This window comes from Pedobacter aquatilis (assembly GCF_032678425.1).
Lineage (GTDB): Bacteria > Bacteroidota > Bacteroidia > Sphingobacteriales > Sphingobacteriaceae > Pedobacter > Pedobacter aquatilis_B.
The window spans coordinates 18,352-31,065 of sequence record NZ_JAVTSG010000001.1 but is presented as its reverse complement, the minus strand read 5'-3'; the positions used below and the strand labels follow the sequence as shown (position 1 = coordinate 31,065).

9 protein-coding genes are annotated in these 12,714 nt (G+C 36.3%); 4 read left to right on the top strand and 5 right to left on the bottom strand.

Annotated elements, in window-relative coordinates:
- Position 1: 1 nt before the first annotated feature.
- Positions 2 to 1,045, bottom strand: coding sequence for a DNA/RNA non-specific endonuclease (locus R2Q16_RS00115; protein WP_316734421.1), 1,044 nt, complete (start codon positions 1,043 to 1,045; stop codon positions 2 to 4).
- 573 nt (positions 1,046 to 1,618) lie between these two features.
- On the opposite strand from R2Q16_RS00115, the gene R2Q16_RS00110 reads away from it, so the two are divergent.
- On the top strand, positions 1,619 to 1,852 hold the full coding sequence (locus tag R2Q16_RS00110; RefSeq protein ID WP_316734420.1) for a hypothetical protein: 234 nt from the start codon (positions 1,619 to 1,621) through the stop codon (positions 1,850 to 1,852).
- Here the strand turns inward: R2Q16_RS00110 and R2Q16_RS00105 are convergent.
- From R2Q16_RS00105 to R2Q16_RS00090, 4 genes are all read right to left on the bottom strand, one after another.
- Positions 1,844 to 2,848 carry an AraC family transcriptional regulator gene (locus R2Q16_RS00105; protein ID WP_316734419.1) on the bottom strand — a complete coding sequence of 335 codons (1,005 nt, stop codon included), beginning with the start codon at positions 2,846 to 2,848 and terminating at the stop codon, positions 1,844 to 1,846. The genes R2Q16_RS00110 and R2Q16_RS00105 overlap by 9 nt on opposite strands.
- 1 nt (position 2,849) lies before the next feature.
- Positions 2,850 to 3,830 (bottom strand): AraC family transcriptional regulator, encoded by a 981-nt coding sequence (locus tag R2Q16_RS00100; protein ID WP_316734418.1) that lies wholly within the window; start codon positions 3,828 to 3,830, stop codon positions 2,850 to 2,852.
- A gap of 135 nt (positions 3,831 to 3,965) precedes the next feature.
- Positions 3,966 to 5,393 (bottom strand): fimbrillin family protein, encoded by a 1,428-nt coding sequence (locus tag R2Q16_RS00095; protein WP_316734417.1) that lies wholly within the window; start codon positions 5,391 to 5,393, stop codon positions 3,966 to 3,968.
- A gap of 25 nt (positions 5,394 to 5,418) precedes the next feature.
- On the bottom strand, positions 5,419 to 7,068 hold the full coding sequence (locus R2Q16_RS00090; RefSeq protein WP_316734416.1) for a fimbrillin family protein: 1,650 nt from the start codon (positions 7,066 to 7,068) through the stop codon (positions 5,419 to 5,421).
- Between the two features lie 493 nt (positions 7,069 to 7,561).
- Here R2Q16_RS00090 and R2Q16_RS00085 point away from each other — a divergent pair, with 493 nt between their 5' ends.
- The 3 genes from R2Q16_RS00085 (at position 7,562) to R2Q16_RS00075 (ending at position 12,600) form a co-directional block, all read left to right on the top strand.
- Positions 7,562 to 8,713, top strand: coding sequence for a clostripain-related cysteine peptidase (locus tag R2Q16_RS00085; protein WP_316734415.1), 1,152 nt, complete (start codon positions 7,562 to 7,564; stop codon positions 8,711 to 8,713).
- A gap of 84 nt (positions 8,714 to 8,797) precedes the next feature.
- The gene (locus tag R2Q16_RS00080) at positions 8,798 to 11,437 is read left to right on the top strand and encodes a glycoside hydrolase family 78 protein (protein ID WP_316734414.1); all 2,640 of its coding nucleotides are present in this window, start codon (positions 8,798 to 8,800) and stop codon (positions 11,435 to 11,437) included.
- 290 nt (positions 11,438 to 11,727) lie between these two features.
- Entirely contained in the window at positions 11,728 to 12,600 is an 873-nt protein-coding gene (locus R2Q16_RS00075; RefSeq protein WP_316734413.1) for an EamA family transporter, read from the top strand.
- Positions 12,601 to 12,714 lie beyond the last annotated feature (114 nt).

The window sequence follows — 12,714 nt, the reverse complement described above, 5'->3', positions numbered from 1 at the left end:
GCTAAAGGGTGATGTTTTTAAGCTCAAACCGTTTTAATCTATAGCCTTCGCCTGCTTTTTCCAAGGCCTTGATTTGCGTTTGGGTTATCTCGGATTCTTTATTTCTGGCAGGGGATAAGCGCACATTAAAAACTGACGCATAACTTTCCACCTTTTTTACGGGTTCAGCGGTAATGGCCTGAGCTTTTGCTTTCTTAAATGGAAAACTGACGCCGCTCCAGCTAAAGCTGATGCCAGTCGCTTTTTCGATTTCCTTGATGCTGACCTGATAAGTTTTATGGTCGCTGAACTTCAGGGTTTCGAAATAATCATCTTCCAGCTTCTTTTTTGGTTTCAAAATAGCCTGTTCCATCTTTGCGCCGTTTATCATTTTATCCTTGATGAATTCCCACTGACTCATAATAAAGCCAACCGCGTATAGTTTTCCATTGCTTTTCTTCCATACGATTACTTTCCAGAATACTGAAGGGATTTGTATGGGGTTGTTTTTGTATGGCTTGATGAAATTCAAATCCCTTTTGTCCAGAACAGGTCCAGCAAAAACGGATATATCTGCTATTTTGTCTTTGACACCTTTCTCCATAATGTGCTGCTCAAGTTGGTACCAGATGCCTGAACGCTGGTTTAAGTCTGTATGCTGAGGGCTGCAGTTTGCCCAGTTGAAAGTGTCTTTTTCTGCTTGGGTGCTGGTTTGCTCATCTCCCCAGCATGGATCCACCCTTCGCACGATATGCCCGCGGTCGAAGGTGTTCAAGTCTTTAGAATAAAAGGAATTGTCTATCTGGTACTTTTCATCAATTTGCTCGCAGTATTTCCAAACGTCTCCGCCCGTTCTGCTGGCCGCACTGTATGCCTCTCCACTGATGTTGACCGCTGCCAGTAAGGGCAGTTTTCTGACCCGGTGCTGAAAAAGACTGAAATGGGTATACTTGATTTCATGTCCTTTGCCATCTAGTAAAGGTACGCAATCACTGAGATCGAGCTCGGGAAAGGGGAGCGGTTGTTTGAGGAAATCGGGATTGTATCCGAGCTTCGGTGTAGCCATTGTTTTTGAGTTATTAGCGTTTAGTTTTTGATGGTGAACATAGGCTCTATATATGATGCCTGAACCAGACACGATTTTTTATAATTTGGTCGAGAATACTGAGGCCGCTTTAATTCCCAATATTTGGTCAAGATGTATAACTATCTATTTTCTAGTTAGAAAGTTAGGGATTCGGTTTGGATTATGAATGAGAAATTATTAAAATACCTAAAATTAAGTAGTGGACGGAGGAGGGAATGCAGAGATTGAAATTCCAATGAGATATGATGCAGGAGGCATGCAGGTGTTTATGCTGACTTTGGTCTGTGGTGACCATTTTCTGAAAAACCTGTTCATATTAACCGGGTATGTAACATCAATTGAGAAGTAAATCAGCAGAAAGTAAACTGAGTAAATCATCCTGCTCGGGCGAACCTAAATATGTCGGTTTTTTTAGTAAGGCGCCTCAGGTGAAGCTCAGTTTGATAAAGTAAATCTCAATACATAAAATCGGTCTTGTTTTCCTATACAAATGTCTTTTATTGGAGGTCTGAAAATCGCCGCTGCGGTAATTTTGTATTAAAATTAATTGCTATGGTACTTAAGAAATATATTGTGGTTTCAGGACATCCGGTTATTTTTCCAAATGAATTAATACATGCTGATGTTGCAAGTGAATATGCAGATAATGTTGATAGTGCTGGTTTTGTGGTTTTGGAATGCAGTTGTAAAGGTTTGGAAGTTACTTGCCTGGGCGAAAGCACTTCGCTAAATGTTTCAAGCAATCCGAAAATTGATGAGTTATTAATTCTTAAATTTTTAAGTTGATTGTTTAACTAAATCTTTGCTTGGAAGCACACCAAACTTTTGTTTGTAAACTTCTGAAAAGTAACTGGGTTTTGTATAAGCCAAGTAGTAAGCCAAATCGGTTATATTTTTGTAAGTTCCGTTTTTTAACAGCACTTGACTTAGATGCAGTTTTTCACTCAGGAAAAATTTATTTGGCGAGTCTTTCAAAATCTTCTTGAATAGCGTTTTATATTTTGAAACAGACATTTCGGCCATAGCTGCCAAAAAATCTAAACCAGGAAATTCTTTAAGTAAATTATCGAGTAGGTAATCTGAAGTTTTTGTAATGTTGTTAATATCCGTTTCGGATAATTTATTGTAAGTGGTTTTAAACTCACTTGCTCTTTCTAACAAGTAACTGAATATAAATAGCGCAGTACTTTTTAATTTTAGTTGAAAAGAAGGCTCGTTAAAGGAAATATTTTTTAAATTGTTGAGCAAGTGTTTGCTGCGGCTATCGATATGTGAGTAAAAGAAAAGTGTATTGCAACTATGGTCAAGCAGTTTATCTGAAATTTCCATTCCTTTTTTCTGATATAAAAATTCCCGAATGATTTTTTTATCGATTATTAAACGCAGACTATAACACCTTTCATTAACCGGAGGCATAATTACGCCTTTTACGGTCGAATCCATGAAAGCAAGCCCAAGTTTAGCATTATAACCTACGCGATGTATTGTTCCGTCGAGTAGATGTGTCGTTATCTCATCGCCCATATCAAAGTAAGCCATATAAATTTGCTGGTCTGTTGGTGTACGCACAATAGAAACCGGAATTTTAAAGGTCATATCTAATAGAAAGACTGATAAACCGGGCATAACTTGTAAAAAAATTGAAGAACCTTTTCCTAATTTTTCTGGTAGTTCGATTATTTTATTATCGATGAGTTTAGCGCCTAAAATATTGGCAAACTGAACTTGCCAATTGGGTTCTAATGTATAATGATAAGGAAACACTTTTCTATCCAAATCCATATCAGAGAAAATTTAAATAATCCTTCGGAGTTTGCCCGTAAACTTGTTTAAACTGTTCTATTAAATGCGAAGCATCAGAAAAGTTAAGTTCATCTGCAATTTGGCTGATGGAATAATTGGCGGTTTCGAGCATTTCCTTTGCTAAATTAACTTTATTGGTTAAGAAGAAAGTGTGTGCGGTTGAACCAGTAATTTTTTTGAAGAGTGTTTTAAACTTCGTTTCAGACATGTTTGCCATTGCGGCAATAAAAGTAATACCAGGAAATGGAGCTTTAATATGCGCAATTAGATATTCCTGTACAGTAATAATATTTACAATATCAGTTTGATTAACTTTTTCGAGGATAATTTCTTCGTGTACAATCTGATCCATAAAATTCGACATTAGGCCATAAACAGTTGCCTTGAAATAAGTATCAAACAATGGATTGTTGAAATCAATTTTTCTAAAATCGTTCATCAAATGCCAGGCTTCACTTGTCATTCTATCAAATCGGATAATCGTGTTTTTATCGGTATCAAAAATAGCATCAGCGTGTTCGCTTAAGGTTGGTAAGGCTTCAATATATTCTTTAAGTATTTGTTTCTTAAGGAAAATCGAAATCATGTAAGTAACGCTTCCTGCTTTAATTAAATAATCTCCTGAAAGCGTAGCATCAACAATAGCCAAATTAATAGCCCATCTTCCAACTGGTCTTGATACTTCGTTCATCAAATGAATGGCATCACCTTCGGTTAAATTAAAATAAATGCCAACAAAATCATCCCGTTGGTTTCGCATTTTGAATAGTACATCCTCATGGTATGTAACATCAAGTAAAAAAGCGGTCAGGTTTTCATCAATCGGGCAAGCATATCGTGTTCCAGAAAGAACATGTTCCGGTACTTTAATCAGATGATTTTCTACATAGCCATCCAATTGTTTTGCCATATCGTCCATCCAATCGAGTTCAACAGCATATTGGTGGATAACTTCTCTCATGTAGAACTTAATTAGGGCGTTTTCAACTTTTGGTGATGATTATAGATTGGAATAAAGATACTATTTACAAGCCAAACACAAAAAAGGCGTGTTTCAGTTAAGAAACACGCCTTTGAAATAAGGATGATTACTGAATTAGTTTACACCAATAATTACAACGTTATCTAAACGCATACCTAAATTATTTGCAGTTGAAGCTCCAAAGAATTCGATAGTGTTATTAGCTTGCGCAGGGATGTTGCTCAATTCGATTGTAGAGAATTTGTTGTTATCTGCAAAACCAACCGGGCGACTAGGAACTGTAACCGCTACGCCATTAACTTTAACTGTGATTACGTTAAAATCTGAAGCAGAGCTTGCTGATGAAGCATTTGGTGCTAAATCATATTTAAGTTTCAATTTAGTGAAACCAGTAACCGCGATGTTTTCGATTTTTAAAGAAGCATCTCTGTTTGCTGGTAACCAGGCATGGATGTTATCAGGGAAAGAACTGATTGTTCTTAAATCTGTTGCACCATAGCTATCGCTGAAAGTGAAAGATGGATTAGCCCAACCCGAATAAGCACTGATTTTTGGTCTTGCAGTTGCAGCACCTACACCAAAAGTTTCAGTATAAAGTACTTGCTCTGATGGTGGCGTTACTACTTCTTTATCCTGGTCTACAACATATGAACCAGATGGAACGTTATTCCAGTTTGTAATTACAGCTGTTAAAGCAACTGCCACAGGCTCGTTAGTAGGGCTGTTTTTAAGTTCAACTTCGTAAGTATATTTTTTACCTTGCTCAAATTTGCTTCCTGCAGGTAATGTTAATTTGAATTTTCCTGCCGGAAGTGAGAACGTTACAACTTTGCCGCTAGCATCTGCCGTTGGAACAACGATTGCTTCAGCTAATACTGAACCAGTTTTAGCCGTTGTTTTTGCAGGTACATCAACAACTTGTGAAGCACCAGATAAAATACCAGTAGCTAAATCGAAGTTTGCTTTAGTGTTTAAGCCCGCTAAAGCAACAGTTAAATCAGTTAAGTTAGCAACACCAGTTCCATTTTTTACAGTGAATTCAACTTTTGATAATTGGTGCGTAAAAACAAGATTTGCAGTTGTGCTGGTTTTGCTTAAACCAGTTGCATTGTTTGCATACAATAAATCAATTGCACTTTGGCTGCTTTGGTTTGTCACATCAACTGAATAAATATTTCCAGGAATTGATGATTTGAATGGATAGTAAGCAACAAAATCAACTGTGCTGCCATCAGCAGGGTAAAAAATTGTTTGGTCGGTAGTTGATGGTTTAAATTCGCCATCACCTGTGGTGTTATAGTTTTTATTTGAAGCTGTAGCATTTGTTAAACCAGTTCCGGTTTTCATAAATACACCAATCGCATCGCTGGTTTCCCAAGTATCATTAACGGCTTTAGTTTTAATTTGACCATTAATTGATGATGAAAACTTAACAGCATTACCATTTTGGTTTGGTACTTCTGGTGTAGTTTCTTTTTTGCAAGAGCTGCTCAATACAAACAGCGAAATTGCTGTTGCAAATAAAATGTTCTGATTTCTCATTTTTTAAATTGTATTTCGGTTTAATTTATTTCCAGATGGTATTATCAATTGTGCCTTTAACTTCATTAGAAAGTTTAGGGAAGAAAGTATATCCAGTTTCTTTTTCTAAATCGCTAACGCTTACACGGTAAGTGTTGTAATTATTTCCTGATGGGATTACCTGATTGTTGATTCTGAAACCAATTGTGTAGTAAGTATTACCTTTTTTCATCGCTAAAGCTTTGTAGTAATATTTAGGAATTGCAGAACCTTTAGAATAAGTAATGTTTGCATCAGTTGCAGTTTTAATTTCTGCACCCGTTACTACGTAAAGTGTATCACTTTGTGCAGTCCAGGTTCTAACTTGTTGCTCTAAATTGTTCCAGATGCCTTGATTCATTGATGAAACCTGAGCCGTCATGTTCGAATAATAGAAAGTCGTTGCATTTAAATCTCTTGTAGCAGTACGGTCGCCACTTGGAATTTGGTGACCTCTGTCATATCCATTACCAAATGAACTGCTTAAATCAACTTGTCCGCTTTGCGGGATTTTCGGATCAAATGCCCATGCATCACTACGACCAGAACTTCCGATATAAGAAGCGTGTAATGGATAAGCTACCCAATAAGCCATCTTATATTTTTTATCGTAAAGCATTGCATAGTTTCTTACACCTGCTCTACCCGGGAAATCATGAGAAACAAATACCGTATTTTCGTCAGTATTGATTAAAGGCATTTCCATATAACCAGACATTGTTGGCGGCGTTACGATAACGGTTTCCTGATCTAAGCTGTAATTTCCAGATGGAACATCATTCCAGTTGGTTATGATTGCTTTTAAAGATGCTGCGATACCAGAGTTTCCAGTGCCTTCGCCTTTTAACTCAATTTCGTAGCTGTATTTTTTACCTTGCTCAAATTTAGTTCCTGTTGGTAAAGCCCAAGTGAAGGTTTTAGTGCCTAAAGTGAAAATTACTTTTGTTGCAGTTTCATCTGTTGTTGGTAATAAGATAGCTTCAGATACAGTTACGCCATTTTTTACGCTTGTTTTAGCCAATACATTAGCAACTTGCGTACTTGTACCTAAAGTTCCAGAAGCTAAATTGAAAGTGGCAATAGTTTTAACACCATCGATGTTGGTTGATAAGCCGTTCAAATCTGCTACACCTGTACCATTTTTAACACTGATTTCGATTTTTGATAATTGGTGAGCGAAAACAAGGTTTGCATTTGTACTTGTTTTACTTAAACCAGTTGCATTATTTGCATACAATAAATCGATTGCTGGTTGGTTACTTTGATTATTAACATCAACCGAATAGCTGTTAGCCGTTAACGTTTGCTTGTAAGGATAATAAGCAATAAAGTCTACCATTTTTCCATCTTCAGGATAGAAAATAGTTTGATCTGCTGATGTTGGTTTAAATGCTCCATCACCTGTGGTTAAATACGATTTGTTATCAGCAAGAATGTTTGTTAAACCATTTCCGGTTTTCATAAACACACCGATTGCATCATTTGCGGCCCAGCTATTATCAGCTGCTTTTGTTTTGATTTGCCCATTAATTGACGATGAAAACTGCACGGCTGTACGAGTTTCATTTCCAACTTCTGGAGCATTGTCTTTTCGGCACGAAGCGCCTAAAAGTACAAGCATAGCCATAGATGTAATTTGTAAATTTTTAATTTTCATACTTAATAATTATTGTTTTTTTATTTGTTTCGGAGGGTAAATTCTTTTGCAGAATTAGGTGTAAAAACGTATTATTTGTTTTACGTATTAGTTGTTTTTTGAGAGTAGTTAGAATGATTTAGTTAAATTTCTCTACAAAGAAAGGGCTAAATTGTACGCTGCTGATTAAGCGAAAGAAAAGCTTATGTTAACATTTTCGGAAATAAAAATTAAAGCATAACACTTTATTAATATGATTTTTTGTAAGCGTTTCTATCGATTTCAAATGTGATATCTACTTTAAAATCTAATATTCAGCAAACTTTTATTTTTAACTTTTTGATAATCAGTTTTGTTATGGCTTTTTATGGTTTGTTTCTGTGTTTGTGGCGCAGACCTACAAGTTGTGAATTATGGTGAAGTGATTTTTACTTTGAGCGGTTTCAAGTATCTACCACATTTAGGAATGGTTAACAACAAATGATTTTATAAGTATTTTTGGAGCAGTAAATCAATGGAAAAATCAAATTTAGCAATGCGTTCTGTTCTAAAATCGCTACTTATAATAGCCTTTATTTCATTAGGTTTTTCATGTAAAAAATCTGTCGATGTTTTGCCCGAAAAGCAGGTTGTAAAAAAGATGGTTTTGGTTTATATGGAAGCCAATAATGATTTACGTTATGATGCTTTGAACAGTATCAACATGATGGAGAAAGGCGCAGCAGATTTGGATGGTACTTTATTGGTATACATCAAAACGAGTAGCGTGCGTTCTTATTTGCTAAAAATTAAATATGATAGTGATGTCAATAAACTCGTAAGTGATACGGTTAAAGTTTTTGAAAATAGCCCTGCATCTGACGCTGAATTTTTGAAGGATGTAGTTAAGTACGCGCAACAAGAATATCCGGCAGAAAGTTATGGTTTAGTGTTATGGTCGCATGCTACGGCTTGGGCGCCTGTAAGTACGGCAATCAAAACAAAATCTTTCGGAAGAGATACGGGAAAGGAAATTGATATCATCGACCTAAAAAATGCACTGCCAAATAATTTGGAATTTATAATTTTTGATGCCTGCTCAATGGGTGGCGTAGAGGTTTTATACGAATTTAAAGACAAAGCAAATTATATTATCGCTTCTCCTGCCGAAACTATTGCCGAAAGTTTTCCATATCAAAATATAACATCATTGCTCTTTAAAACTTCTGATCAACTGCCTAATGTTGCCAAGGCGTACTACGATTATTACAATGCTTACCAGGATGACAGGCAATCAGCAACAGTTGTTTTGATAAAAACGAGCGAATTGGTTCCGCTTGCTACTGAAATGAAATCTTTAATGTCAAAATCAAAAAAATATGGAGATAAGTTTGTTAGTGATAATATCCAACGTTTAGATTTTACCTACAATTTCCCCGTTGCTACTTACGATTTTGGCGATTTTCTGGAACATAACTTTAGTGCTTCTGACTTAAGTTTGCTAAATGCGCAATTAAGCAAAACCATATTGTATAAAGCCGCTACTTCTAATTTTATAGGTGTTCCCATCAAAAAGTTTTCAGGCTTAACTTGTTATATTCCATTTTCTGGTGATGTAAACCTTACTTACTATAAAAAGCTACAATGGTATAATGCCAGTGGTTTTAATATTCCTTTTGATTTATAATTGCTATTTTTTTTATCTGGCTGAATAACAGTAGTGATTTAGCGATTTTATTGATATTTTGCAATATAAATCAATCTAATCGTTATGAGGCTTTCGTTTAAATCGGGTATACTGCTTTTTAGCTTAACTTTATTGTTTGTTCAATCTTACGGACAAAAATTATCTACTTATGATTTAACAGTTGATATGCTCGATAATCCCCTGAGTGTTGATAACGCTAATCCAGGTTTCAGCTGGAAAATTAATTCAACCTTAAAAAACACCTCACAAAGCCATTACGAAATTCGGCTTTCAGAAGCCACATCATTAAAAAAAATAGTGTGGCAGCAATCTAAAGCAAGTGCTCAATCTGTATTTGTTCGTTACGCTGGTGGTAAGCTAGCATCCAAAACGAGATATTTTTGGCAAGTACGCATAAAAGATAATCATGGAAATACTTCAGCTTGGTCTGCAATAAAATATTTTCAAACCGGATTAAAGCCTGAAGATTGGCAGGCGAAATGGATAACTGTTCAAGGACAAGATACTTCATTCGCAAGTCCACTTTTGCGTAAAGAGTTTATTCTTAAAAAAGATGTAAAATCTGCAAATGCCTACGTAACTGCAAAAGGATTGTATATGGCAAATTTAAATGGTGCAAGAATCAGCAATGATTATTTTACACCCGGCTGGACCAGTTACAAAAATCATATTCAATACCAGGTTTATCCGATAACTAAAACGCTAAAAAAAGGGCAGAATGTTATTGCGGTTTCTTTAGGTGATGGTTGGTACAAAGGAAGAATCGGTTTTTCAAACCAAAGTAGATTTTATGGTGATACCAGAGCTTTGCTTTTACAAATTGAGGTTGAATATACCGATGGAACAAAAGAGCTAATTATAAGTGATGATAGCTGGAAGAGTACAAACGGGCCAATTTTGGCTTCCAGTATTTATGATGGAGAAACTTATGATGCAAGAAAGGAATTGTCTGGTTGGGATAATGTTGGTTATAAAGAATCTGATGTTTGGAAACCTGTTCGCATACTAGAAAAAGGAACCGAAAAATTAGTTGGAATGAGTGGACCTTCGGTGAGCAAGCATGAAGAATTTAAAGCCTTAAAAATTTTAAAAACACCGCTTGGCGAAACTGTTATAGATTTTGGACAAAACATGGTTGGATGGGTACAGGTAACTGCTAAAGGTAATGCCGGAACTAAAATTACGCTAAGCCATGCAGAGGTTCTGGATAAAAATGGAAATTTTTACACAACCAATCTGCGTTCGGCAAAACAACAGAATAATTATATACTTAAGGGTGATGGTGTTGAAACCTTTGAGCCTCATTTCAGCTTTCAAGGCTTTAGATATGTTAAAGTAGAAGGCTATCCGGGTGAATTAAAGCCAGAAAATTTTACCGCAGTTGCAGTTTATTCAAATATGGCTTCGACCGGGAAATTCACAACTTCAAATCCTTTGCTAAACCAATTACAACATAATATTGAATGGGGGCAAAAAGGGAATTTTGTTGACGTTCCGACTGATTGTCCGCAAAGAGACGAACGTTTAGGCTGGACTGGCGATGCGCAAGCCTTTGCTAACACGGCTGCTTATAATATGGATGTTTCATCGTTTTTTACAAAGTGGTTAAAAGATGTTAGCGCAGACCAACTTCCAAATGGAAGTGTTCCCTATGTTATCCCGAATGTACTTAATGAAAGAGATGCAGGTTCTGCGGGTTGGGCTGATGCTGCTACGATTATTCCCTGGGCAATGTATTTATCTTATGGTGATAAAAATATACTCGAAACGCAATATCAAAGTATGCAAAAGTGGGTAGATTACATTTCAAGTCAGGCTAAAGATAATTTATGGAATAGTGGTTCTCATTTTGGCGATTGGCTTTTTTACCGCCCCAATGATGATAATGATGGACGAGCAGCGGTTACCGATAAATACATGATTGCGCAAACCTTTTATGCAAATTCAGTTCAGTTATTAATTAATACTTCAAAGGTTTTGGGTAAAACGGATGAGGTGAAAAAATATACAGAATTTCTGGAGAAAGTGAAGAAAGCTTATGTGCAAGAATACATGACACCAACTGGAAAGTTAGTTTCGAACACGCAAACCGCTTATGTTTTAGCCTTACAGTTTGATATGCTTCCAGAGAATCTGCGTCAGCAGGCTGCAAAGCGTTTGGTTGATAATGTGAAAAGTTATGGAAATCATTTAACCACAGGGTTTTTAGGTACTCCTTATTTATGTCATGTATTAAGCCGATTTGGCTATCAAAATGTGGCTTATGACTTGCTACTGCAAGAAAGTTATCCATCCTGGCTTTATCCGGTAAAGATGGGTGCTACAACTATTTGGGAACGTTGGGATGGACTTAAACAAGATGGTTCTTTTCAAACGGCTGATATGAATTCATTTAATCACTATGCTTATGGCGCTATTGGCGATTGGATGTATAAAAATATTGCAGGTATAAATTTAATTGAAGAAAATCCTGGTTACAAAGTTTTTGAAATATCGCCAAAGCCAGGGGGACAGTTAACAAGTGCAACGGGAGAATTGGAAACCGTTTACGGTAAAATAAAATCATCGTGGACAATAACCAATGGCATATTCAAACTAGAAGTTACTATCCCGGTAAATTCTACTGCAATTGTCACCTTACCTGGAACGGATAAAAAGGAAAAAGTTGGTTCTGGAACTTATAGCTTCACATCGAAGTTATGATTTTTAGAAATTTAGCAGTAGGATAGTGCTGCAATTACAATCCAGATAAGGGAGAAAATAGACCCAACATACACCAATTGCATGCTCTGTTTAATATTTTTCTTAATCAAACCTGCATAAATTAACCAGCCAATAAAAGCAGCGAAATATAAAGGGACAGCAAATAATAACATAGAGTTGAATTTTATTAAATATAAGCATTTCATTATATAAACGAATGCTTTTTTTCAATCAATTCCCTTTTACGGCATGTGATTAAAAATATTACTTTTGCGGAAATATCCTTTTCGATGAAAAATAAAGCAGCATTCACTTTACCACCAGTTCCGGCGGTGCTATTATCTATTATAAGTGTACAGGGTGGAGCCGCAATTGCAAAGGGTATTTTTCCGGTTTTAGGTCCTGCATCAACATCGGCTTTAAGGATAGTTTTATCAGCAATAATTCTATTTATTTACAATAAACCAAGTTTAAAAAACTTAACCAAAGCACAGTGGAAAGCTGTTTCTTTATACGGTATAACTTTAGGGGCAATGAATCTGGTGTTTTATTTTGCCATTGCCAGAATTCCACTTGGTTTAGGCGTAACCCTCGAATTTATTGGCCCTTTGGTTTTAGCAATAGCTGGTTCTAAACGTATTTTAGATTTTTTATGGGTGATACTAGCTGCGGCTGGCATTGCTTTAATTGCGCCATGGAATGGTAATGGCGTAGATTTATTAGGCGCATTTTTGGCTTTATTGGCCGGTGCTTTTTGGGCAGGCTACATTGTTATGGGTGGCAAAATTTCACAAATAATGGATGGGGGAAAAGCCGTAACCATTGGGATGATTTTTGCATCAGCTTTGGTTTTACCTGTTGCCATCTTTGATGGTCTTTTTCAGAAAGTAACGCCAGGATTTATGTTATCTGGCTTGGCATTAGCATTATTATCAAGTGCAATTCCTTTTACTTTAGAAATGGGTGCGCTCAAAAAAATCCCAGCAAAAACTTTTAGTATTTTAATGAGTTTGGAACCAGCTGCGGCTGCACTTTCTGGACTTATTTTTTTACACGAATATTTATCTGTTAACGAATGGCTTGCAGTAGCTTTAGTTATTATTGCAAGCGGCGGCGCAACCTTAACCGCAAAGAAGCAAGCGCATGCGGCGGCAGAATGTTAATGTTTTAAAAGCATTTGCTCAATAAACCCGATTTAGCGAAAATACTTTTTGCTTAGCAGCAAATTTAAATAAACTGCTATCTGCAAGCGTCTCGGGACAGGCTGTTCTATAGCA